The 23,198-nt window shown below is 67.2% G+C and carries 27 protein-coding genes; 14 read left to right on the forward strand and 13 right to left on the reverse strand.

Going from position 1 to position 23,198, the window contains the following annotated elements; all coding sequences use genetic code 11:
- Nucleotides 1–46: 46 nt before the first annotated feature.
- Both NA12_RS13490 and NA12_RS13495 read right to left on the reverse strand, forming a co-directional pair.
- Complete coding sequence (locus NA12_RS13490) at nt 47–1,021, reverse strand: NADPH:quinone oxidoreductase family protein (RefSeq protein WP_067449669.1); 975 nt, start codon at nt 1,019–1,021, stop codon at nt 47–49.
- A gap of 52 nt (nt 1,022–1,073) precedes the next feature.
- The gene (locus NA12_RS13495; RefSeq protein WP_067449671.1) at nt 1,074–2,912 is read right to left on the reverse strand and encodes a serine/threonine-protein kinase; all 1,839 of its coding nucleotides are present in this window, start codon (nt 2,910–2,912) and stop codon (nt 1,074–1,076) included.
- Between the two features lie 187 nt (nt 2,913–3,099).
- On the opposite strand from NA12_RS13495, the gene NA12_RS13500 reads away from it, so the two are divergent.
- Complete coding sequence (locus NA12_RS13500; RefSeq protein WP_067449673.1) at nt 3,100–3,870, forward strand: acyl-[acyl-carrier-protein] thioesterase; 771 nt, start codon at nt 3,100–3,102, stop codon at nt 3,868–3,870.
- Between the two features lie 238 nt (nt 3,871–4,108).
- Here the strand turns inward: NA12_RS13500 and NA12_RS13505 are convergent, their stop codons facing one another.
- Nucleotides 4,109–5,776 (reverse strand): FAD-dependent oxidoreductase, encoded by a 1,668-nt coding sequence (locus tag NA12_RS13505; protein ID WP_067449675.1) that lies wholly within the window; start codon nt 5,774–5,776, stop codon nt 4,109–4,111.
- Nucleotides 5,777–5,931: 155 nt separating this feature from the next.
- Between NA12_RS13505 and NA12_RS13510 the strand changes: the two genes are divergently transcribed.
- On the forward strand, nt 5,932–6,423 hold the full coding sequence (locus NA12_RS13510) for a SixA phosphatase family protein (RefSeq protein ID WP_067449680.1): 492 nt from the start codon (nt 5,932–5,934) through the stop codon (nt 6,421–6,423).
- 15 nt (nt 6,424–6,438) lie between these two features.
- On the opposite strand, the gene NA12_RS13515 is transcribed toward NA12_RS13510, so the two are convergent.
- Complete coding sequence (locus tag NA12_RS13515) at nt 6,439–6,642, reverse strand: hypothetical protein (protein WP_067449681.1); 204 nt, start codon at nt 6,640–6,642, stop codon at nt 6,439–6,441.
- A gap of 48 nt (nt 6,643–6,690) precedes the next feature.
- On the opposite strand from NA12_RS13515, the gene NA12_RS13520 reads away from it, so the two are divergent.
- From NA12_RS13520 to NA12_RS13540, 5 genes are all read left to right on the forward strand, one after another.
- The gene (locus NA12_RS13520; RefSeq protein ID WP_067449778.1) at nt 6,691–7,059 is read left to right on the forward strand and encodes a VOC family protein; all 369 of its coding nucleotides are present in this window, start codon (nt 6,691–6,693) and stop codon (nt 7,057–7,059) included.
- An 88-nt stretch (nt 7,060–7,147) separates the two neighbouring features.
- Complete coding sequence (locus tag NA12_RS13525; RefSeq protein ID WP_067449682.1) at nt 7,148–7,609, forward strand: MerR family transcriptional regulator; 462 nt, start codon at nt 7,148–7,150, stop codon at nt 7,607–7,609.
- Entirely contained in the window at nt 7,606–8,622 is a 1,017-nt protein-coding gene (locus NA12_RS13530; protein WP_067449684.1) for an aldo/keto reductase, read from the forward strand. The genes NA12_RS13525 and NA12_RS13530 overlap by 4 nt, the downstream gene beginning before the upstream one ends.
- Nucleotides 8,623–8,631: 9 nt before the next feature.
- Nucleotides 8,632–8,952 (forward strand): GNAT family N-acetyltransferase, encoded by a 321-nt coding sequence (locus NA12_RS13535; RefSeq protein WP_067449686.1) that lies wholly within the window; start codon nt 8,632–8,634, stop codon nt 8,950–8,952.
- Nucleotides 8,949–9,938 (forward strand): pirin family protein, encoded by a 990-nt coding sequence (locus tag NA12_RS13540; protein WP_067449688.1) that lies wholly within the window; start codon nt 8,949–8,951, stop codon nt 9,936–9,938. Before NA12_RS13535 ends, NA12_RS13540 begins: the two co-directional genes overlap by 4 nt.
- Before the next feature lie 109 nt (nt 9,939–10,047).
- Here the strand turns inward: NA12_RS13540 and NA12_RS13545 are convergent, their stop codons facing one another.
- Nucleotides 10,048–10,527 carry an SRPBCC family protein gene (locus NA12_RS13545; RefSeq protein ID WP_067449694.1) on the reverse strand — a complete coding sequence of 160 codons (480 nt, stop codon included), beginning with the start codon at nt 10,525–10,527 and terminating at the stop codon, nt 10,048–10,050.
- On the reverse strand, nt 10,524–10,856 hold the full coding sequence (locus NA12_RS13550) for an ArsR/SmtB family transcription factor (RefSeq protein ID WP_067449695.1): 333 nt from the start codon (nt 10,854–10,856) through the stop codon (nt 10,524–10,526). The genes NA12_RS13545 and NA12_RS13550 overlap by 4 nt, the downstream gene beginning before the upstream one ends.
- Nucleotides 10,857–10,979: 123 nt before the next feature.
- On the opposite strand from NA12_RS13550, the gene NA12_RS13555 reads away from it, so the two are divergent.
- Complete coding sequence (locus tag NA12_RS13555) at nt 10,980–12,236, forward strand: FAD-dependent oxidoreductase (protein WP_067449696.1); 1,257 nt, start codon at nt 10,980–10,982, stop codon at nt 12,234–12,236.
- A 111-nt stretch (nt 12,237–12,347) separates the two neighbouring features.
- Nucleotides 12,348–12,989, forward strand: coding sequence for a DUF8020 domain-containing protein (locus NA12_RS13560; protein WP_067449697.1), 642 nt, complete (start codon nt 12,348–12,350; stop codon nt 12,987–12,989).
- Here NA12_RS13560 and NA12_RS13565 read toward each other — a convergent pair whose 3' ends face one another.
- A complete protein-coding gene (locus tag NA12_RS13565; protein WP_067449699.1) occupies nt 12,990–13,835 on the reverse strand; it encodes a helix-turn-helix transcriptional regulator in 846 nt (281 codons plus the stop codon).
- Between the two features lie 305 nt (nt 13,836–14,140).
- Between NA12_RS13565 and NA12_RS13570 the strand changes: the two genes are divergently transcribed.
- The 3 genes from NA12_RS13570 (at nt 14,141) to NA12_RS13580 (ending at nt 17,383) form a co-directional block, all read left to right on the forward strand.
- Nucleotides 14,141–15,511, forward strand: coding sequence for a DUF1214 domain-containing protein (locus tag NA12_RS13570; protein ID WP_067449701.1), 1,371 nt, complete (start codon nt 14,141–14,143; stop codon nt 15,509–15,511).
- Nucleotides 15,512–15,630: 119 nt separating this feature from the next.
- On the forward strand, nt 15,631–16,641 hold the full coding sequence (locus NA12_RS13575) for an aldo/keto reductase (protein ID WP_067449703.1): 1,011 nt from the start codon (nt 15,631–15,633) through the stop codon (nt 16,639–16,641).
- Nucleotides 16,642–16,684: 43 nt separating this feature from the next.
- Nucleotides 16,685–17,383, forward strand: a complete 699-nt coding sequence (locus NA12_RS13580) for a hypothetical protein (protein ID WP_132369697.1) — start codon at nt 16,685–16,687, stop codon at nt 17,381–17,383.
- 73 nt (nt 17,384–17,456) lie between these two features.
- On the opposite strand, the gene NA12_RS13585 is transcribed toward NA12_RS13580, so the two are convergent.
- Entirely contained in the window at nt 17,457–17,987 is a 531-nt protein-coding gene (locus tag NA12_RS13585) for a CGNR zinc finger domain-containing protein (protein ID WP_067449707.1), read from the reverse strand.
- Between the two features lie 38 nt (nt 17,988–18,025).
- On the opposite strand from NA12_RS13585, the gene NA12_RS13590 reads away from it, so the two are divergent.
- On the forward strand, nt 18,026–19,018 hold the full coding sequence (locus NA12_RS13590) for an EamA family transporter (protein ID WP_067449711.1): 993 nt from the start codon (nt 18,026–18,028) through the stop codon (nt 19,016–19,018).
- A 30-nt stretch (nt 19,019–19,048) separates the two neighbouring features.
- Here NA12_RS13590 and cynS read toward each other — a convergent pair whose 3' ends face one another.
- Nucleotides 19,049–19,498 carry a cyanase gene (gene cynS, locus NA12_RS13595; protein WP_067449712.1) on the reverse strand — a complete coding sequence of 150 codons (450 nt, stop codon included), beginning with the start codon at nt 19,496–19,498 and terminating at the stop codon, nt 19,049–19,051.
- 157 nt (nt 19,499–19,655) lie between these two features.
- Between cynS and NA12_RS13600 the strand changes: the two genes are divergently transcribed.
- Complete coding sequence (locus tag NA12_RS13600) at nt 19,656–20,489, forward strand: formate/nitrite transporter family protein (RefSeq protein ID WP_067449713.1); 834 nt, start codon at nt 19,656–19,658, stop codon at nt 20,487–20,489.
- A 34-nt stretch (nt 20,490–20,523) separates the two neighbouring features.
- On the opposite strand, the gene NA12_RS13605 is transcribed toward NA12_RS13600, so the two are convergent.
- The 4 genes from NA12_RS13605 to NA12_RS13620 all read right to left on the reverse strand — a co-directional run.
- On the reverse strand, nt 20,524–20,871 hold the full coding sequence (locus tag NA12_RS13605; protein ID WP_132369698.1) for a hypothetical protein: 348 nt from the start codon (nt 20,869–20,871) through the stop codon (nt 20,524–20,526).
- A gap of 96 nt (nt 20,872–20,967) precedes the next feature.
- Nucleotides 20,968–21,375, reverse strand: a complete 408-nt coding sequence (locus tag NA12_RS13610) for a type II toxin-antitoxin system VapC family toxin (RefSeq protein ID WP_084472747.1) — start codon at nt 21,373–21,375, stop codon at nt 20,968–20,970.
- Nucleotides 21,372–21,572 carry a hypothetical protein gene (locus tag NA12_RS13615; RefSeq protein WP_067449717.1) on the reverse strand — a complete coding sequence of 67 codons (201 nt, stop codon included), beginning with the start codon at nt 21,570–21,572 and terminating at the stop codon, nt 21,372–21,374. The genes NA12_RS13610 and NA12_RS13615 overlap by 4 nt, the downstream gene beginning before the upstream one ends.
- A gap of 85 nt (nt 21,573–21,657) precedes the next feature.
- On the reverse strand, nt 21,658–23,198 hold a 1,541-nt coding region (locus NA12_RS13620; protein WP_503826292.1), incomplete at its 5' end, for a DNA-directed RNA polymerase subunit beta'.

Here is a 23,198-nt window from a genome sequence, read left to right on the forward strand (position 1 = left end):
ACTCCTTCGACGACCCGGCCGACGATACCCCCCGACCACGACAGCGTCAGCGCAGCTGCACGACCACCTTGCCGGTGGCTGTGCGGTTGTCCAGTGCCGCAACAGCTTCGGCGGCCTTGTCGAGCGGGTACAACACCGGATCGGGAGCGGGGATCGCACCGGAGGCCAACAGTGGTGCGATCTCGGCCCACTGTTCGGCGAGGTAAGTGGGGTGGCTCATCACCCATTCGCCCCAGGCCGCGCCGACGACCTCGACGTTCTTGAGCAACAGGCGGTTCACCTTCACCGTCGGGATCTCCCCCGCGGTGAAACCGACGACCAGCAGTCGACCCCCGCCCGCCAGCGAGCGAATGCTGTCGGTGAAGCGGTCGCCGCCGACCGGGTCGAGGACGATATCGACACCGCGCCCCTCGGTCAGTTCCTTCACCGCGGCGAGCCAGCCCTCGGCCAGCACCACATCGATCGCGCCGTTGGCCTTGGCCACCTGGGCTTTCGACTCGGTACTGACCACCGCGATCACCCGGCCCGCGCCGAGCGCCTTGGCCATGCGCAGCGTGGAAGTACCGATACCACCGGCCGCGCCGTGCACCAGGACGGTCTCGCCCTGGGCGAGCCTGCCCCGCTCGGTCAGGCAGAAATGGACCGTGAGGTCGTTGAACACCACGCCGGCGCCCGCTTCGAGAGAGACATTGTCCGGCAGGCGGAACACGGCGTTCTCCGGCGCGACCGCCACCTCGGCGACGGCGTTACCGAGCATGGTCAGCGCGGCGACCCGGTCGCCGGGACGCAGCGACGAGCCCTCCGGCGCCTCACGAACGACACCGGCCACCTCGCCGCCGACGACGAACGGCAGGCCCGGCTTCATCTGGTAGAGACCGCGCGTCATCAGCACATCGGGGAAGGCGATGCCCGCGGCGTGCACGTCGATCAGCACACCGCCCGGATAGGCCACCGGCTCGGGCAGATCCACGATCTCGATCGCCGAGGGTCCGTCCAACTTGCTGACCTGGGCTGCGCGCATTTCGACACCTCTCTTGATGACATTGCCCCGCGAACATAACCCGCCGGTGGGATCAACGATGGGCGAACTCGGTGACCGGCTCGCTGGCGAGCACCGAACCAGCCTTGACGATCGTGAGAGCGGACGCGTCGATCCGGTACTGGGTGCCGTCGGTCGGATTGGTCACGGTGTACGCGCCACCACCGTTCGGTACCGGATCATCGAGTTCGATCCCGGCGCCGTCACTGACTCGGAGGCCCTTGTAGTAATACCGCTGGTCGCCGGTGTGGCAGATCACGACACGCGATTTGGTGGTGCGGGCGATCGACATCGCGGCGTCGTTGTCGTTGCAGCGTGGACCCGCGGTCAGGAAGCCCTGCCCGTCGGCCCCGGAGACCGTCGACTGCAGTGGGGGGACGGTCGTCTTCGCCGGTGACGGCACCGTGGTGGGGACCGTCTGGCTGACGGTCTCGATCACGGGAGGATCGACGACGCCGGAGGGGTACGGCGGCGAGACGGCCACATCGCGGCGGTCGCCGACGGTCATCATGAACCACACCCCGATGCCGACCGCCGCCAACACGATCAGCGAACCCAGCGCACCGGCCAGCACCGGCATCGCCGAACTACGCCGCGGGGGAATCGGTAACGGTGCCGACGGATGGGTGTAGCCACTCCCCTGGCCGGGGCCGACCACACCCGGTGACGCGCGCAGGACCGTGGGCTCGTGTTGCGCCGCCCGATACGCGCCGGTGGGTTGGGGTCCGGTCACCCGGCGCGTCGGCTGCGCGCCCGCGGATTGCGGGCCCGTCACGCGGCGCGTCGAATACGGTTCGGCGGAATAGGCGGCCGCACCGTGGGTCATCGGGCGCGATTGCGAGTCACGCGACAGCGCCGCGGAATCCCGGGTCGGGGGCGAAAGGGCCGCCGAGTCCTGAGTCGGCGGGGGTTGCGAATCGGCCGGGACGACAGCCGAACCACGGGTGGTCGGCGGGGCAGCGAGATCGCCGACCCGGCTCGGCGGTGTCTGCGGGCCGGTGATCTCGATCCGGGGTCCGGAAACCGTGGCGGGAGTGGATCGTTCGGCTTGGATCAGCGCCGCTCTGGCGGCCCGGGCCAGGTCGACCGGGGTCGCGTAGCGCTGGTCGGGGCGCTTGGCCATGCCGCGCTCGACAACCGGATCGAACGTGGACAGCGCGGAGTCGGCGGCGCTCGGACGCGGGGCGGGCGCCATCTGATGCGAGCCGATCGCGCCCGCGAGGCTGTTCACCGGGAACGGCACCCGACCGACCAGGCATTCGTAGAGAACGCAGGTGAGCGCGTAGGTATCCACCGACGGCGACATCGGCACACTCTCGAACCGCTCCGGCGCCATATACGCCATCGAACCGACCGCGCTGCCCACGCTGGTGAGCTGCGGATCGGTGGCGGTGTGGGCGATGCCGAAGTCGACCAGGTAGGCGAACAGGTTGCCGGTGAGCAGGATGTTGCCCGGCTTCACGTCGCGATGGACCAGACCGACCTCGTGCGCGGCGTCGAGCGCGAACGCGATCTGCTCGACCACCTGCACCGCCTCGACGGGCGTGAGCCTGCCGTGCCGCTGCAGCCGCTCCTTGAGATCGACACCCTTCACCAGGCGCATGTCGATATAGAGCACGCCATCGACCTCACCCCAGTCGTGCACCGGGATGACATGGGGTTCCTGCACGCTCGCCATGGCCTGCGATTCACGGCGGAAGCGCTGCACGAAGGTGGGGTCGCCGGCGAGTTCGCGATTGAGCATCTTGAGAGCGACAACACGATTCTTGGAGGTGTCGTATGCCTCGTAGACCTCCCCCATACCGCCGACTCCGAGAAGTCTGCGAATTTCATAGCGCCCGAACATCGAGCCCGCCATCGCTCCGCCGGCCATTCCAGCAGGTTACCTGGGCGCCGATCGGTCTGTCATGTAGGACAACCCCGCCGCTACGCCCTTGGTGACCCACACCTGGTACCGCTAGTCCCGACTCGGCGTGAGGGTGTGATCTGCGACCCGTAAAGTCGTGTGCAGAACTACGCAAGAAGTCGCGGCGCACTGGTGTGTCGCGCAAGGAGCACACGTGTCACTCGATCAGCCACTGGCCCCGCTTCCCGAGGAGGGCACGGGTTTCGCCACGGCATGGCTCGTCCGGGCCGGGGACGTGGATCCGTATCGACGACTGCGCCTCGACGCCATAGCGCGCTACCTGTCCGACATCGCCTGGGACGAGCTCAATCAAACAGCGCTGCACCGCACCGATCCCACCTGGATCGTGCGCCGCACCGTCATCGACGTGATCCGTCCGGTCGTCTGGCCCGATCACGTGCGTCTCGAGCGCTGGTGTTCGGCGATGTCCACCCGGTGGACGAACATGCGCACACGGATCACCAGCGAACGCGGCGGGTTGATCGAAACCGAGGGATTCTGGATCAACCTCAGCGAATCGAGCAATCTGCCCGCCCGGATCAGCGACGACGGCCTGGCCTACCTGGCCCGATCCACCGACGAACACCGCCTGCGCTGGCGGCCCTACCTCACCGATCCGGCGCCGCGTGAATCCGACGCCGACCTGCCGTTCCCGGTACGCGCGACCGATATCGACCAGTACAACCACGTCAACAACGCCTGCTACTGGCAGGCCGTCGAGCAGTTCCTGGTCGACTTCCCCAAGCTGGTCGCGGGACCGCACCGCGCCGTGATCGAGTACGTGGCGCCGGTGCTGGCCCGCGAGCACATCACGGTGCGCGCCCGCCACGAACCGGGCGACCGGACCGGACAGATGGTGCTGCGACTGTGGTTCGTGGTCGGCGGCGTCACCACAACCGTCGTCCGAATCATGCCGCTGCCGTAATTTTGGCGGCTGGCGCCGCGGGGGCAGTAATTTTGGCGGCTGGCGCCGCGGGGTTCTCGGCCTGGAGGCCTCGATCTTCCCTCCCTGCGGGCACTCCTTCGTCGCACCCTCCACTCAGTCCAGATCGAGGCGGCCGAGAACCGGGATACTGGTGGCCGGCGCCGCCGGGGTTCGGGCGATCCTTTGGCGCGGCCTGCGCGGGAACCCGGTGCGGTGGGTTCCCGTGCCGGCTCTGCTTCTAGCCCTTTGCCGCTTTCAGGAGGTCGGCGCGGGTGGTGAACTTGACCCTCGGCCTGCCTGCTGCCTTGCCCGCGGTCTTCTCGGCCTGGTCGATGGTCTTCCAGCCCTTGCGGTCGACCAGCTCGGGCTGACGTTGCTCGAGCAGGGCGCGCAGGGCGGCCCGGTCGCCGGTCGGCGCGGTGAGTTTGCCCGCCATGAAGTCGGCGATCACCGCCTCGACGGTCTCCTCGGCGTCGACCCGGTTGGAGCCGATCACCCCGCGCGGGCCACGCTTGATCCAGCCGGAGACGTAGACGCCGGGGACGGGCTCGGTCGCGTCGATGACGCGGCCGTGCTCGCTCGGCACGGTGCCGCGGCGCTCGTCGAAGGGCAGGCCGGCGATGGGTTCGCCGCGGTAGCCGATCGCGCGCAGGACCAGGCCGGTGTCGACGGTCTCGGTGCGGTCGGTGGCGGTGGCCACCAATTGCCCGTTCTCCTCGGTCAATTCGTTGTGCGCGAACTCGATCGCGGTGACCGCGTCGGTGCCGTGCACGGCGGTCGGCGCGGTGAGGTAGCGGAAGACGATCCGCTTGTTCGCCAGGTCGGCCCCCGCCGTCGAATACTCGCGCGCGAGTTCGTACTTCAGGCGCAGCGAGGGCTCGACATCCGGATCGTCGAGCAACGCGCGGCTGTGCGGGTCGAGTTCGATATCGGCGGGGTCGACGATCACGTCGACGCCCTTGCGATGGGTGAGCGCCAGGAACTCCGGCGAGCTGTAGGCCGCTTGCAGCGGACCACGGCGGCCGAGGATCACGACCTCACGAATGTTGCTGTGCCGCAGGGCGTCCAGCGCGTGGTCGGCGATGTCGGTCTTGGCGAGCTCGTCCGGGTCGCCGGTGAGCACCCGCGCCACATCGAGGGCGACGTTGCCGTTGCCGACGATCACCGCACGTTCACCGGACAGGTCGAACGTCCGCTCGGCGAAGTCGGGGTGGCCGTTGTACCAGGCCACGAACTCGGTGGCCGAGTGGCTGCCGGGCAGCTCCTCGCCGGGGATCTCGAGCGCGCGGTCGCTCGAGGCGCCGACGGCGTAGATCACCGCGTGGTGGTGGTCGAGGAGCTCCTGATGATCGATGTGTTCACCGACCTCGACATTGAGGTAGTACTGGAGCGTGTCGCGGCGGAACGCCGACTCGAACATCTCGGCGACGTTCTTGGTGCCGGCGTGATCGGGGGCGACGCCCGCGCGCACCAGACCCCACGGAGTCGGCAGCCGGTCGAACATCTCGACCTCGACATCGCTGCGCCGCAACAGTTCGTCGGCTGCGTAGCAGGCCGCCGGGCCCGCGCCGACGATCGCGACGCGCAGAGTACCTAGACTCTTGGGCGGCCGGGTCGGCGTGCTCAGCGGGTCGAAGTTCGACTCGAGCGGGTGCCGCTGGAAGTAGGCTGCGTTGATATCGCGGTATCTGGACAACGAGGCGAGCAGATCGTCCTCGGAGAAGATCGCGTCCACCGGACACGCATCGACGCAGGCACCGCAGTCGATGCAGGTGTCGGGGTCGATGTACAACATCTCCGCCGTGGCGAACTCCGGTTGATCCGGGGTCGGACGGATGCAGTCGACCGGGCATTCGGTGACGCAGCTGGCGTCGTTGCAACAACGCTGCGTGATGACGTAGGCCATAGTGCGGATCCTCGAAAATGTGTGGACGGTGGCTCGAGACGCCCCCATCAGGGGCCCGCGGCGGGTGAACCACGAGCCCAACAATGGTGACGCAGCTTTCAGTGTGCCTCGAGTGTGACTGTTACCTCATCGCCGCCCGGCATTACGGTGGTCACATGGTGGCGACCCTGATCCTGATGCGGCACGGAAAATCGGCCTATCCCGACAATGTCGACGACCACGCGCGCCCGCTGGCCCCGCGTGGTGAACGCGAAGCGGCACTGGCCGGCGACTGGTTGCGCGCCGCCGCGCCGCCGATCGACGCGGTGCGCTGCTCAACGGCCGAGCGCACCAGACAGACGCTCGCGGCCACCGGCATCGCCGCACCGGTCGAGTACACCGACGACATCTACGACGCGAACCCGCACACCCTCATGGAACTGATCGGGCTCACCGACGACACGATCTCGACGCTGTTGGTCGTCGGGCATGTTCCCGGAATTCCGTGGACCGCATGGGAACTGGCGGGCAACCGCGACTCCGACCAGGCGACCGAACTCAGCCGCAAATTCCCCACCTCGGCACTGGCCGTGCTCGAATTCGATCGACCGTGGGCACAACTCGGCCCCGGCACGGGCGAACTCACCCGGTTCCACGTCCCGCGCTGAGGTCTCTCGGGCAGCTCACTTGAGCAACCTGCCGCCGACGACGATGCCCACCCCCAGCAGCACGAGGAGCACGAACGCGACGAATCCGTTCGTCAACGCCCAGACCACGCCGAGCACGAGCACCACCGGCGCCACCGCGATCGCGGTGATCACCGGGCTCTCCTTGACCGTTTCCCAAGCCGAGCGGGCCCTGACGCGGTCGATGTCCTTACCAGCCATGTGATCCACACTACGTTTCCGTCGGACCCCCGTGCCATGCTCGACCGCATGGATTGGAAAATCGAACTCGTTGCCATCCCGGTCACCGATGTCGACCGGGCCAAGGATTTCTACACCAGCATCGGTTTCATCGCCGATCACGACCACACGCCGTCCCCGGATATCCGGTTCGTGCAGCTCACCCCACCTGGGTCGGGGTGCTCGATCTGCATCGGGCGCGGGCTCACCAGCGCAGAGCCGGGCAGTGTCGAGGGCATGCAGATGGTGGTGGACAGCGCCGACAAGGCCTATGAACAGCTGATCGCCGCGGGGGTGGCGGCCACTCCGGTCGAGGACTTGGCGTGGGGACGGTTCACATTCTTCGCCGACCCGGACGGCAACAAGTGGGCTCTCCAGGAGCTGCCGAACTACAGCTGACTTCACCGTCCCGTGAGAATCGGTCTTGCTTGGAGTGCACTCCAGGTAGATAGCGTTCAGGGAAGTTCCACGGGAAGGGACGGGCACGATGGATCAGGACGCGGCGCTGCGCGCCGAGAGCGGCGACGAACACGACCGCCCTAGGTACTCGATCGGCGAGGTGGCCCAACGATCGGGCCTGAGCCGCGACACCCTGCGCTGGTACGAGCGGATCGGGCTGATGGGCTACGTCGGTCGCGACCACACCGGCAACCGCCGGTTCAGCGACCACGACCTGGAGTGGCTGGCGCTGATCGGGCGGCTGCGGCTCACCGGCATGCCGGTGGCCGACATGATCCGCTACGCCGAACTGGTCCGGGCAGGCGAGCAGACCTACCCGGACCGGCTGGAGATGTTCCGGCAGACCAGATCCGACGTGCTCGACAAGATCGCGGAACTACGACAGACCGTGGCCGTCCTGGACTACAAGATCGCCATCTACGAAGGCCGATCCGATGTGGTCCGCCCGGCCACGATCACCGTGCACACGAGCGAAGGAAGCGACACATGAGCACCACCGCGACACTGCCGACCACCACGCTGGGCGCCGGCGGACCACTGATCGGCACCCAGGGGCTCGGCTGCATGGGCATCAGCGAGTTCTACGGGGAGACCGACGCGACCGAATCGCGGGCCACCCTCGACCACGCGCTGGAACTCGGCGTCACCCTGTTCGACACCGCCGATGTGTACGGATCGGGGCACAACGAGGAATTCCTCGCCGATTTCGTGCGCGCCAATCGCGAAAACCTCCTGATCGCAACGAAATTCGGCATCGTACGCAAGGCCGACGATGCTTCCTTCCGTGGCTACGACAACTCCCCCGCCTATATCCGCGCCTCGGTCGAGGCCAGCCTGCGCCGGCTCGGCGTCGACACCATCGACCTGTACTACATGCACCGGCGCGACCCGGCGGTCCCGATCGAGGAGTCGGTCGGCGCGATGGCCGAACTCGTGACGGCGGGCAAGGTGCGGGCGCTCGGACTGTCCGAGGTGACCGGTGACGAGCTGCGGGCCGCGTACGCGGTGCACCCGATCGCGGCATTGCAGTCGGAGTGGTCGCTGTTCTCCCGCGATGTGGAAGCCACCGCGGTACCCGCCGCGGCCGACCTCGGCGTGACGTTCGTTCCGTACTCGCCACTGGGCCGCGGTTTTCTCACCGGCGCGTTCACCTCGGCGAACGAGCTGAGCGACAAGGACTTCCGTAGGTTCCAGCCCCGCTTCACCGGCGACAACGCCCAGCACAACACCGAACTGCTCGCGCCGTTGGCCGCGATCGCCGCCGCGCACGACATCACCCGAGCCCAGGCCGCGCTCGCCTGGGTGCACGCGCGGGCGGGCGTGCACAACCTCTCGGTGGTGCCGATTCCCGGCACCCGCAAGCGGACCAGGCTGGCCGAGAATGTCGCCGCGGCGTCCGTGCGGCTGTCCGCCGACGAACTCGCGACGCTGGAACCGATCGCCGGACAGGTGGCGGGCAGCCGGTACGCGGACATGTCGTCGACCTCCGCCGGGCGTGAATAGGATCGTGTCATGACCGATTCCGCCACCGCAGAACCACAGCGCCGCGTCGTGCGCAATGTGGAGCAGAACCGTTACGACGTGTTCCTCGACGACGAGCTCGCCGGTTTCGCCGAGTACATCGAGCGCGACAACGACACCGATTTCATCCACACCGAGATCGACGACGCGTTCGGGGGCAAAGGCCTCGGTGGGGTCCTCGCCCGCCAGGCCGTCGAGGACGTGATCGCGCGCGGGCGCACGATCACCGCGCACTGCCCGTTCATCCGCGGGTGGCTGGACAAGCACCCGGAGTACGACGCGCATGTGGTGGGCAAGGGCATCACACCGTGAGCGACTTGGAGATCGACCCGGACGAGGCACTGTGTGAGCCGTCGCCACGGCCGGGTCCGATCACCGAGTTGTACCCGGCCAGGGAGGTCCCGCTCGGTGGGGTGCGCGGGGTGTACGTGGAACGCACCCTGCCGCAACGGGATCTGCCGACCGTCGGCGCGTGGTGTTTCCTCGATCGGTTCGGTTCGGCCGCCGCCACCGAGGCGGGCGCCTCCCCCGACATCCTGCCGCACCCGCACATCGGCTTGCAGACCGTGACCTGGCCGCTCGACGGCCGCATCCGGCATCGTGATTCGGTGGGCTCCGACGTCGAGATCGCGCCGGGGCAGCTCAACCTGATGACCTCCGGTCGCGGCATCGCGCATTCGGAGTTCGGCGTACCCGGCGCCGAATCGGGGCACGGCCTCCAGCTGTGGATCGCGCTGCCCGGCACCGCGACCGGCGTCGATCCACATTTCGAACAGCATCGCGAACTGCCGAGCTACGCGGTGCCGGGACTGCGCGCCACCGTGCTGATCGGCACGCTGGGTGGTGTCACCTCACCGGCGAAGGCCTACACACCGATCGTCGGGGCCGACATCGTGATCGACCCCGACACCGAGGTACTGCTTCCGCTGGATCGCGCCTTCGAGCACGCGGTGCTGGTGATCGAGGGCACGGTGACCGTCGAGGGCACCGAACTCACCGCGGGCCCGCTGCTGTATCTGGGCGCCGATCGCACCGAGTTGCGCTTGCGCAGCACCGACGGCGCGCATTTCGCGTTGGTCGGCGGCGAACCGTTCGCCGAGGAACTGGTGATGTGGTGGAACTTCGTCGGCCGCAGTCACGAGGAGATCGTCGATGCCCGTCAGGCGTGGGAAGCCCGTGACACCAGCCGTTTTCCGCTGGTCGTCGGCCACACCCCCGATGAGCGGATACCCGCTCCGCCACTGCCGCCGTTGCGCTTGAAGCCGCGCAAACGCGCGACGGGCGGCACCCACCTCTGACTCTGCACAAAGATCGTTTCACCTCGCACCCTCGAATCAGGTTGCACGCGAGCCGAAGCGATATCGCTACCCGATGCGGACTCGTCGGCGCCGCATCGGGTGCGCGCGTTCAGCGGCCGTCGGCCAGCAGTGCGTCGAGTGCGCGGTAGCTGTCGTTGAGGCCGCCCTCCATGCCCGAGGCGAGCATGCCCGCGCATTCCTCGGCGGTGTGGAAGATGCTGTCGGTGACGACCCGGGTGCGGCCGTCACCGAGGTCGAGGAATGTGGTCGAGTCGACGGAGATATGCGCCGGCATCCCGTCCCACTCGAAGGACTGCACGATGCGTTCCTTCGGGGTGATCTCACGGAAGCGCCCCTCGAAGCCGTGGGACTGGTCGCCGTCGCGTTCGACGAAGCGCCAGTGCCCGCCCTTGCGGAACTCCCAGCGCTCGACGTCGACCACGTGGCCACGCCCCCACCAGCGCGAGAGCTGCTCGATGCGGCTGTAGGCATCCCACACGCGGTCCAGCGGCGCGTCGAAATCGCGTTCGATATGGACTTCGCGGTCCGAGGTGGAGGTGATGGCGGCGTCGTTGGTGGTTGTGCTCATTGCTCTGGCTCCGTTCGTCGCAGGAATTCATCGAGACGGTCCATTCGGGCTTCGAGCATCTGCCGATAACCCTGCATCCAGGCCACCTCACGATCGAAGACGTGTTCGCTGATCCGGCAATACCGCACCCGTCCACGCTTCTCGGTGACCACCATGCCCGCGTCCTCGAGCAGGCCGATGTGCTTCTTGATGCCGGTCAGGGTCATCTCGAATTGCTCGGCCAACTCGCTGATACTCGCGGGCCCACGCCCGAGCCGCTCGAGGATACCCCGTCGGGTGGGGTCCGCGAGCGCCCCGAACGAGGCATCCAGGAAGTCATACTGAACCATCTAGTTCAGTATTGCGCGGCGATGCGATCCGGTCAACCCCCTTCGGAAAACCCTGGACGCGCCGCGGGATTGACTACTACGCTTTGTCGTAGAACTTGCGGAAATCATCGAGGGGGCACACTCATGGACAAGACCACCTGTTGCATCGTCGGCGGCGGCCCCGCGGGCACGATGGCCGGACTACTGCTCGCCAGGGCAGGCGTAGACGTGACCGTGCTGGAAAAACATGCCGACTTCCTGCGGGATTTCCGCGGCGACACGGTGCACCCGTCGACGGTGCGGCTGATCGACGAACTCGGGCTCGGCGCCGCGTTCGCCAGGTTGCCGCGCTCCGAGCTCACCCGGATGTACATGTACGCGGGCGACCGCGTGGTGGTCGCCGCCGACCTCACCCGCATTCCCGGTAGGTACCGGCACATCGCCATGGTGCCGCAATGGGACTTCCTCGACCTGCTCACCACCGCCGCGGCCGAGGAACCGACCTTCACGCTACGGATGCGATCGACCGTGACCGGACTGATCGACGAGGCAGGCCGGGTGGCGGGCGTGCGCTTTCTCGACAGCGACGGCGTCGAGCACGCGCTGCGGGCCGATCTCGTGATCGCTTGCGACGGGCGTGATTCCGTGACCCGCGAGGCCGCCGGCCTGCACCAGCGCATGGAGGACGTGCCGATGGACATGTGGTTCTTCCGCATCCCCAAAACGGCGGACGACGTCGATGGCGGGGCCGTGCAGGCCCGCTTCACCAGCGGCAACTCCGCGGTGGCGATCGACCGTGGCGACTACTTCCAGACCGGCTACATCATCGAGAAGGGCCGCGACGCGGAGCTTCGCGCCGCGCACGACGTGCGCTGGCTCCGCGATCGCGTCACCGAGCTGTTCGGCTGGTCCGCCGAGGCGACAGCGGCGATCCGGACCTGGGACGACGTCAAACTGCTCGAGGTGACGGTGGGCATGCTCGATCGGTGGTATGTCCCCGGTCTGCTGTGCATCGGCGATGCCGCGCACACGATGTCACCGGTCGGCGGGGTCGGCGTCAACCTCGCGGTGCAGGACGCCGTCGCCGCCGCGCGCATCCTGGCCCAGCCCCTGCTCGACGGCACCGTGCGGCCCGCCGACCTGGAAAAGGTACAGCGCAGGCGGATGCTGCCCGCGAACTTCACCCAGCGATCCCAGCGCGGCGAACACGACATGCTCATCGCGCCGGCCCTGCGGGGAACACTGCGCACCGCGCCCCTGCCGCTGCGCGTCGTCGACGCGGTCCCCGCGCTCGCCGGAATCACCGCCTATCTCGGCGGCATCGGACTGCGCCCCGAGCACGCGCCGGAGTTCGCGCGCCGCCCACGGACCGGCGTGGAACCAGCGGACGTGCGGCGCTGATCCGACCCGACCCTGACAAGCGCGGACTTTCCGAACAGGGCCACAACGGCTAGGTTTGCCGCGACGAACGGGACTGATCGGTCCCGGAGGAAGTAGCGGGAGGCTCGCGGGATGAGGATCGGCACTGGGGTCGGAGCGGCATTGCTCGCGATGGGGATCATGGTGGCGGCAGCCGGAAACGGATACACCGAGCCCGCACCGGTCATCGCCGAGCAACGGGTCGAGGCGCCATCGCTGCGCGGTGTCGACAGGGGCGTGAACTACCAGGTGAGCGCGACCGACGACCGGCGCGCGGTGGTCACCACCATCGACGCGGGTCGGTTCCAGCTCGTCCACGACGCGAAAGTCGTCGCGATCACCGATGAATCGGGTGCGGTCCTGGCCGCGCTGCCGATGGTCGTGCGCTCAGGTGCGCACGCGGTGCCGCTCACGCCGACGATCGACGAGCAGGGCACCCGCCTGACCCTCACCCCGGTCAGCGAATCCACCACGCCGGTGCGTGACATCAGCGCACAGGAACGCTTCTTCGCCGAAACCCAACGCCTGCAACCGAAGATCATCGAAGGTGCCGCCATCGGAGCGGCCATCGGATTCGTTCTCGGCTTCCCGCTCGGCTTGTTCATCCTGGACTTCATCACCGTCCCGGTCGCCACCGTGGCGGGCGCGGCCATCGGCGCGCTCGCCGCGTACGCACTGGCAGGCGGTCAGCCCGCGATCGACACCGCGCTGGCCTACGCGACCGGGGCACCCTGATCACTCGGTGGGGCTGAGGAGTTGGGTGCCGATCACGCGCAGCAGCGCCATCTTCTCCGCCGCTTCGGTGCCGGGCCGCGGCAGATAGACCAGCAGGCGCTGGGCCGCGTTCGGGGTGAGCAGGGTTTCGCAGATCGTGTCGATCAGGCCGATCTCCGGGTGCAGGAACTGCTTGGTGTCGGAGAGCCGCACGGCCACTTCGTGTTCGTTCCACAGCTCCTCGAACTCCGCACTGTTGCCCCGTAACTCACTGATGAACCCGGCGACTTCCGCGTCCTCGGCTCGCCGTGCCGCGGTGGCACGCAGGTCGGCGACATGGCTGCGGCTCATCCGGGGCCAATCCGATTCGGGGAACAGCGTTCTGGCCGATGGATCGGTGAACCAGCGCCAGGAATAGAACCGATCGAGCCCGCGGCGGGTGCCGTGGTCACCGGCCAGCAGGCTGTGCATGCGGTTCTGCACGAGGACCTCACCGAGGTCGGTGATCACAGCAGCGGGGACGTCGTCGAGTTTGTCCAACATGTGCAATAGTCCGGGGCCGACATGCTTGTCGCGTGGCCCACGCTCCGGGGACGGGTGCGCGCACAGGTGGAACAGGTGATCGCGCTCATCGGCGCTCAACCGCAGCGCGCGGGCCAGCGCGGCGAGCACCTGGGTGGACGGGCGTGGACCACGCGCCTGCTCGAGGCGGGTGTAGTAGTCGGTCGACATACCGGTGAGCAGAGCCACCTCGTCGCGGCGCAGGCCAGGGGTGCGCCTGCGCACACCGGGCGGCAGGCCCACATCGGCGGGCGTGAGCGACTCCCGGTGACGGCGCAGGAAGTCGGCCAGCTCGGATCGGTCCATGCCCCCATGGTGCGCCTCGCGGCGGCGCCGAGCCAGGGACCGACGATCCCCCGATGAGCGATCTCTGCCGCGACCGGCGTCGACATGACCGACTCATGCTTGCATTCCAGGTCGAACACCTGGTGTCTGCCAAGGTCTCGCAGCCGTCCGCACTCGCACGCGCGGTGGCAAACGCCATTGTCGGAGCTTCGTCGGTGACACCCACACGGGGCGGCGAAGTTCACCCGCATCGGATGAGTCGGGCCGGCGGGGTGCGGCCTAGCGTCCGGTTGGGTGTTGTCGTCCGTGAGGGAGAGGAAGCCGTGATGTCGGGTGTCGGCGGGTTCGATGGTCCGAAGGTGACGCCGGAGTACGCGAGCGCGATCGGTCGTGCCGCGTATCTGTGGGGTTGGCCGCTGGTGAACCTGCACAACCGGCGCGTGTTCATGGAACAGCTGCCCGCGCCCGGTCTGCTCGCTGGAATCGTGCCCGCCGGTCCGCCCGGAACGATCGGGATGCTGCGTGACTACATCCGGCCCGAGGAACGGGTGGTCGCCTGCCCGAATCAGGATGTGGTCTACGGATTCGGCGTGCTGGACGCCCAGCGTGGCCCGTCGGTGGTGCAGGTACCCGATTTCGGTGACCGGTTCTGGGTGTATCAGGTCGTCGATCAACGCACCGACTCGTTCGTGGAGCTGGGCAAGATGTACGGGACCGCTCCGGGGTTCTATCTCCTGGCGCACTCCTCGTGGGACGGCGAAGTGCCTGCCGGGATCACCGGTGTGTTCCGCCACGACACCCGTTCGGGTGTGGTGATCCCTCGGGTGTTCCTCGATGACACCGAGCAGGACCGGACCGCTGTCGCGCCGCTGGTCGATCGCATCGGGATGTATCCACTCTCGGAGTTCGACGGCACCGCCAAGGTGTTCGACTGGGCGAACGCACCGTCCTACGGGGGCGATACCGCGACCGGTGATCAGGGCGAAACCCAGTGGGTGGACCCCGAAGCGTTCTTTCCCGCGCTGGGTGAGGTACTGGAGGAAGTACCGCCGCGTCCGGGTGAGGAAGCGCTCTACGGCTGGTTCCGATCGCTGCTCGAGGCCGCCGACCGGGATACGACGATCGCCGACACGCTACGCCGTACCGCTGTCGAGACCGACGCCGTGGTCAAGCAGTTGTTCGAGTTCCGCAATATCGGACTGCCCGCGCCGCATCATTGGACCACTCAACGCAACGGGGCCGCGTTCGGCACCGATTACCTGTCGCGTACCGCGATCGGCAAGTCCAACATCTTCGTCAACACGCCGAACGAAACCGCCTACTACTACCAGGATTTGGACGAATCCGGGCAACGGTTGCACGGCGCGAACACCTACACCGTCCGGTTCCCGTCCGGTGAGCTGCCACCGGTACAGGGGTTCTGGTCGCTGACCGTCTACAACAAACACCACTTCTTCCACCCCAACGACCTCGACCGGTACTCGCTGGGCACCAAGAACCAGGACCTGAACTACAGCGATGACGGTTCGCTGACCCTGACCGTCGGCGGCCCCGCACCTACCGAGGCCAAGTTACTGGCGAACTGGCTGCCCGCACCCGACGACGAATTCACGCTCTACCTGCGCGCGTATTGGCCGGACCAGACCATCCTCGACGGAACATGGCAGCCACCCTCGGTAGAAAGCAGCAAGAGGTGACATCGTCATCTCCCGCCACCGTCGGCAGGGGTGAGTGACTCCCGCGCCCAGCCAGGGATCGGCGATCCCCCGATGAACGATCTCTGCCGCGACCGGCGCCCGCGGCGCAGGCTCGAAGCATGACGAACTCACAGATCCCCACCCTCGTGCTCGGTGACGCCGGCCCCCGCGTCAGCCGCATCGGTCTCGGCGCCATGGGTATGTCCGGGATGTACGGCGCATCCGACGACCGTGAATCGGTCGCTACCGTCCACGCCGCCATCGACGCGGGCATCAACCTCATCGACACCGGCGACTTCTACGGCGCGGGCCACAACGAGATGCTGATCGGCAGGGCCATCGCCGAACGTGCCCGCGAGGACGTGGTGCTCAGCGTGAAGTTCGGCGCGCTGCGCGGGCCGGGCGGAACATGGGGTGGCTTCGACGGACGCCCGGCCGCGTTGCGCAACTTCCTCACCTACACACTGACCCGGCTCGGCGTCGACCACATCGACATCTACCGGCCCGCGCGCCTGGACCCCGACGTACCGATCGAAGACACTGTCGGCGCGATCGGTGAACTCGTCGAGGCCGGATACGTGCGACATATCGGACTCTCCGAGATCGGCGCCGACACGTTGCGACGCGCCGCCGCCGTGCATCCGATCACCGACCTGCAGATCGAGTACTCGCTCATCTCCCGTGGCATCGAACAGGAAATCCTGCCGGTCGCGAGAGAACTCGGCACGGGCATCACCGCCTACGGGGTGCTCTCGCGGGGGCTGCTCAGCGACACCTTCCGCGGCGGTGGGCCGTCGACCGTCGGCGACTTCCGTGCCCACAGTCCGCGCTTCCAGGGCGAAAACCTCACCCGGAACTTGCGCTTGGTCGAGGCGTTGGCCGATATCGCTGCCACGAAACAGGTTTCGGTGGCACAGCTGGCGATCGCCTGGGTGCTGAGCCGCGGCGAGGACATCGTGCCGGTGATCGGTGCGCGCAGCCGCACGCGCCTCGACGAGACGCTCGGCGCGCTCGCGATCGCGCTCACGCCGGACGAATCGGCCGTGATCGAGGCGGCGGCCCCGGCCCACGCGGTCGCGGGCGAGCGGTACGCGGCAGAACAGATGGCGATGCTGGACAGCGAACGCTGACCTTCGTGTGCGTTGTCGCCGGTCTCGGCTACCGTTGTTGGCAGTGAGTCCGCACGGGTGGGTGGTGATGAGAGTGATGTTCGACCCGCTGGCCGATATCGAACGCGCCCTGGCCGAACAGGCCGGGTGGACGTGGTTCGACGACTATCTGCTGTACACGTGTGGGGTGGCCGATCTCCTGGCGCGTGGTGAGGTGGGGCTGATCCCGCACACGGCGACGCGGGTGCGGATCGAGCCGGGTGAGGTCGGCCTCGCCGAGGGATCGGTCAACTGGTACACGTGGCGGGCGAACGGCTTCGGGGCGCGGAACCCGGGGCCTGTCGCCGGTCCGGCTCCGATCGTCGCGGCGGCGCAGTTGGGCAATGCCGTCCTGAACCGGACCCGGCGCACACAGGTGGCCGCCGCGGCGCAACCGCGCTGGGTGGCGGAACGGGCCGGGTCGGTGATGATCTCGGATCGACGGCTGCACCTCACCAACCCTGATCGATCGTTCTCGCTGTACTGGTCCGCGCTCGAGTCGATCGACCTCACCGCGCCGGATCGGGTCGGGTGCCGGTTCCCCGACCGGGACGGCAAGCTACAGCAGATCCAGATCCAGAGTCCCTGGGCGGTTCTGCTTTTCGTCACCGCCGCATTGCGGCACTTTCCGCATCACCCGCTGCTGAAGACCGGCACCTGGCTGCCCGCGGGATTCGAGGACAAGTGTCATCTGGCGGGCAAGAAATGCCCGAAGGTTCGGTGAGTCCCGCCTCGGATCGCGGGGCGGATTCGCTCGGCCCAGCCAGCTCGGCAACTCCGAATAATGGTGCGGTGGACTATTTCCGGCGGGCCCGGTAGGCCGCGACGGCATTCCGGTTTCCGCAGTTGGTGCTGCAATAGCGGCGGGAACGGTTGCGGGACAGGTCGAGCACCAGGCCCGCACAGTCGGCGTCCGCGCAAATGGACAGCCGACTCGACTCGTCGGCGCGGATGAGGTCGATCATCGCCATCGCGGTCTCGACGGCGATGCGGACCGGAAGTGGGGCCTGCGCCGGAACGGCGTGCACGTGGTAATCGACATCGCCGTGGCGGACCAACCGCGGTACCGCGCGGTGCTCGGCGAGGGTCTCGTTCACGAGGACGACAGCGGTATCGCGGTCGCTGGTGAGCATGGCGCGCAGCGACGTGCGCAGGGCTCGGACGGCGGCCAGTTCCGCGGGGCCGCCGTCGTGCACGCCGGTGTAGAGGTGTCGTTCGAAGAACTCGGCGAGCTGGGCCGTTTCGGTCAGGGTGTCGGGGTCCTCGGCGGAATTGACCAGTTCGACCGCCGCCCGCAAGGCCGCTTCGGTGTCATGAGCAAAAACCACATTGACATATTACCGCAAGCTACTTACCGTCATTAGTCATGGCTAGTTTGACCAATGACAGCGCGATCCGGATCCGGTCCGGACTGCTCCTCGCGCTGGCGTCGGCCACCTCGTTCGGACTGTCCGGTCCACTCGCTCGCGGGCTGATGAACGCGGGCTGGAGTGCCGCTGCCGTTGTCGCCGCACGGGTGCTGCTGGCCGGGGTGGTTCTACTCCCGCTCGCGCTGCCCCATATACGCGGGAACTGGAAACTGCTGCGCACCAACGCGAATCTCGTCGCCGCGTACGGCCTGATCGCCGTGGCGGGCACCCAACTCGCCTACTTCAACGCCGTGGCGCACATGGAGGTCGGCGCCGCGCTGCTGATCGAATACACGGCGCCGATCGCCGTGGTCGGCTGGTTGTGGGTGCGCCATCGGCAACAGCCCGGCGCGGCCACGATCGCGGGCGCGGTTCTCGGCATCACCGGACTGCTGCTCGTCCTCGATGTGGCCTCGGGCCTGTCGGCCGACGCGATCGGCATCGCGTGGGCACTGGCCGCGATGGTCGGCGCCGCGGCCTACTTCGTTCTCTCCGCGCAGGGCGGCGACCTCCCCGGCACCGTCCTGGCCTGCGGCGGCCTCCTGATCGGCGGCCTCATCCTCGTCCTGGCGGGCGCTCTCGGCATCGTCGGCCTCCATGCCACCACCCACCGAGTGGTCTTCGCCGACTTCACCACGCCCTGGTGGATCCCCATCCTGCTCATCGGTGTGGTGACCGCCGCCATCGCCTACGTCACCGGCATCGCCGCCACCCGCCGCCTCGGCTCCCGCCTCGCCTCCTTCGTAGCCCTCACCGAAGTCCTCGCTGCCCTGATCTTCGCCTGGGCGCTGCTGGGCGAATCCCCCCGGCCGATCCAATTACTCGGCGGCACATCGATTCTCATCGGAGTCGTCGCCGTCCGCCTCGGCGAACCGGCGACCGCCGCACTCGGCGACCCCGAGACACCGGCAGACACCCCGACGAAAGATCGCACTCGGGCCGAGGGATGATCCTGACCGACGACAGGACGTGCTCGAGGTTCACCAGCGGTAGTCGAGGAATTTGCCGTCCAGCGTGATGACGACGCGGTCGCCGTCGGGGTGGGGGCGGCGGGCGATGTCGATGTTGAAGTTGATGGCGCTCATGATGCCGTCGCCGAATTCCTCGTGGATCAATTCCTTGAGGGCGGGGCCGTAGACCGAGACGGCTTCGACCAGGCGATAAACGGTGGGGTCGGACAGTTTCGCCGGGTCGGCGCCGCGGGAAGGTTGCAGACGCAGGCTTTCGGCGACGGTGTCGTCGAGGTCGAGCAGGGCGCAGACGGCAGCAGCCTGTTCCTCGGTCATCGGGTGCTGGCCGAGCAGGGCCGCTGTCGTCCAGACCAGGGGCGCGCCGATCGATTCCGCGATTCCCGCCCACGTCAGACCCTTGCAGATACGGGCGGCGACAACGAGGTCGGCGGCGACGGACTTGCTCAGGATCGGTTGCATACGGGCTCCTCGGGTCGGTGTCGCCGTCAGCCTGCCACTCGACGACAGTCGCCGCCATAGTGGAATACCACTATTTACGTGGGAGCAACGTCCGGTGATCGCAAGGCAACCTCGACAGCGAAAACTCCTGCGCTAGAAACACTACGAAGGGGTTTCCATGTCCTACCTGACACCGGCCGCGTTCGTCGAGAAGATGATCGACGCGGGCGAAGCCAAAGCGTTCATGTCCACCCGTGACACGGTGATCCGCGCCTATATGGCGGGCGCGATCCTCGCCCTCGCCGCCGCCTTCGCGGTGACCATCACGGTGAACACCGGCGAACCACTGCTCGGGGCCGTACTCTTCCCCGTCGGCTTCTGCATGCTCTACCTGCTCGGATTCGACTTGCTCACCGGCGTTTTCACGCTGGTTCCACTGGCCCTGATCGACAAGCGCCGCGGCGTCACGCTGCGTTCGATGCTGCGCAATTGGGGACTGGTCTTCGTCGGCAACTTCGCCGGGGCGTTCACCGTGGCGGTGATGATGGCGGTCATCCTCACCATGGGATTCTCCGTCGACCCCAGCGCCGTCGGCGAGAAACTCGGCGAGATCGGCGAAGCCCGCACGCTCGGCTACGCCGAGTACGGCGGCGCGGGCATGCTCACCCTGTTCATCCGCGCCGTGCTGTGCAACTGGATGGTGTCCACCGGCGTGGTCGCCGCGATGATGTCGACTTCGGTGTCGGGCAAGGTGATCGCGATGTGGATGCCGATCATGCTGTTCTTCTACATGGGCTTCGAACACTCCATCGTCAACATGTTCCTGTTCCCCTCCGGCCTGCTCCTCGGCGGCGACTTCTCCCTGGGCGACTACCTGATCTGGAACGAGATCCCCACGGTCCTGGGCAACCTCGTGGGCGGTCTGACCTTCGTCGGCCTGACCCTCTACGCGACCCACGCCCGGACCGCACCCTCCCGGCGTCAACCCGAACCCGCCGAAACAGAGGCCTGACCGCCGGTGCGATCGCTGCGCAGGCGCCCTCGAGCTATCGGGTGTCGATGTACTCCGCGGCCTCGATCGTGAGAGCGGTGCCGGGCATCTCGATCGTCAGCAGAGCCGTATCGGCCGCCCAGCTGACATGTAAGTCATGGGCAGGGTAGGGAATGCTGTAGCCGAGGCCACGGTTGGGTGAGGTGCCTACGCGGACTTCGTAATCGGTGCTCAGCAGGCCCCACGTCGTGCGGTGGTACACGCAATACTCGGTCTTGTGCTGTTGAGTGCAGCCCAGCACAACCCGGGTCGACGCCGCGGTGGCGGTGACGCGACAAGCCGTGAAGATCATCGCGCACACCCCGACCACCGCGAGCAAGACGACAACTATCCGAGACATCACAGGGCGACTGTACGCGTCACAAGTTTGCATAATTTGCGGTCTCGCTACACGAAAGAGCTGATTCAGCTACGGAAATTACCGCAGGGTCACACTCGGTCAGGGAACCACGTTGATGAAGTCGAGGCCAGCGGTGCGAACAGCACGGAAATGGTTATCGGCCGTCGCGATGTCGCTGATGCGGAGGCGCTCGGCGACGGCGATCAATGAAGCGTCGGCCGCGCCGAGTGGGAAGTCGGCGAACTGCTTCATCAACTCGATGATTCGGGTGGAGTCGACCGGGTCGAACTCTTCGCGGAAGAGGTTGTCGCGCACCGTCTCCATGAACTGGATCTCGACCTGGGCGCCTGCGTACTTCTGCAAGAGGTACGTCACCTCTGCGACGATGTACGGGGTCACTACGAAGTCATCGGTCCTGGATGACAGGTACGCCTTCATCTCAGTGTGCCGCTTGTCTCTACGATTCATCACCGCGACAAGAACATTCGCGTCGACGATAAGGGTCACTCGGACTCGAACAGGTCGTCGTTCATACGCTCGCTGAGATCTTCTGGGCCGTCGAACGACGGCAGTGCGGCGAGGCGGTCCTGCGCGGGGTCTTGGACCAAACGGAGCAACGCCTCGCGTGCGGCCGGGGCTGTCTCCGGTCGAAGTTGTTCAACCAGACGGTGCAGCTCGGGGTAGTGATCGTAGGCCGCGGTCATGAGTCCAACGATACCGAAGTCGCGCAGTCGTGGGACGACGAACGCCCCGCTCCTCGATCAGGAGCGGGGCGTCCATGTTTACGGACTAGCGGTAGTCGCTGAAGCCGTAGTCGTCCAGCGGCACCGCTGCGCCGGTGGAGGAGCCGAAGCTGTCCGGGGAGTAGTAGGTGTCGTCGTAGGACGGCACCGCGTACGCCGCGGCACGGGCTTCTTCGGTCGGCTGCACCTGGATGTTGCGGTAACGGTTGATACCGGTACCGGCCGGGATGAGCTTACCGATGATCACGTTCTCCTTCAGGCCGATCAGCTTGTCGGAGCGGCAGTTGATGGCCGCGTCCGTCAGCACTCGGGTGGTCTCCTGGAAGGAGGCCGCCGACAGCCACGAATCGGTGGCCAGCGACGCCTTGGTGATACCCATCAGCACGGGACGGCCCGAAGCCGGCTCGCGGCCCTCGGCCACCACACGACGGTTCGAGTTCTCGAACTCGGCGCGCTCGGTGAGCGAACCGGGCAGGAACTCGGTCGCACCCGAATCGATGATCGTCACCCGACGCAGCATCTGGCGAACGATGACCTCGATGTGCTTGTCGTGGATCGACACACCCTGCGAGCGGTAGACCTCCTGGACCTCGTGGACCAGGTGGACCTGCACCTGACGGGGACCCATCACGCGCAGCACCTCGTGCGGATCGGCAGCGCCCTCGAGCAGCTGCTGACCCACCTCCACGTGGTCACCGTCGGCGAGCAGACGCTCGGAGCCGTCGTCGTGCTTGAACACACGCAGACGCTGACGCTTCGAGAGCTTGTCGTAGACGACTTCCTCCGACCCGTCATCAGGGATGATCGTGATCTTGTAGAAGCGGTCGTCGTCCTCGAGACGCACCCGACCCGAGACCTCCGCGATCGGCGCCTTGCCCTTGGGGACACGGGCCTCGAAGAGCTCCTGAACGCGCGGCAGACCACCGGTGATGTCGTCGCCGGCGACGCCACCCTGGTGGAAGGTACGCATGGTCAGCTGGGTACCGGGCTCACCGATGGACTGGGCCGCGACGATGCCGACGGCCTCACCGATATCGACCAGCTTGCCGGTGGCCATCGAACGTCCGTAGCAGGTGGCGCAGACGCCGGTGCCGGTGGTGCAGGTCAGCACGGAGCGGACCTTCACCTCGGTGATACCGGCCGCGAGCAGCGCGTCGAGCGCGGGGTCGCCGAGATCGGCGCCCTTGGCCACGACAACATTGCCCTTGGCATCCACCGCGTCGGACGCGAGCGTCCGGGCGTAGGTGGAGGTCTCGACGTGCGCGTCACGAATGATCGTGCCGTCGGCCTGCTTCTCCGCGATCGGCACCAGGATGCCGCGCTCGGTGCCACAGTCCTCTTCGCGGACGATGACGTCCTGCGACACGTCGACCAGACGACGGGTCAGGTAACCCGAGTCGGCGGTACGAAGCGCCGTATCGGCCAGACCCTTACGAGCACCGTGGGTGTTGATGAAGTACTCGAGCACGGTCAGGCCCTCACGGAACGAGGACTTGATCGGGCGCGGGATGAACTCACCCTTCGGGTTCGTCACCAGGCCCTTCATACCCGCGAGGGTACGGGTCTGGGTGAAGTTACCCGTGGCGC

This window comes from Nocardia alba NBRC 108234 (genome assembly GCF_001612665.1).
In the GTDB taxonomy this organism is placed as follows: domain Bacteria; phylum Actinomycetota; class Actinomycetes; order Mycobacteriales; family Mycobacteriaceae; genus Nocardia; species Nocardia alba.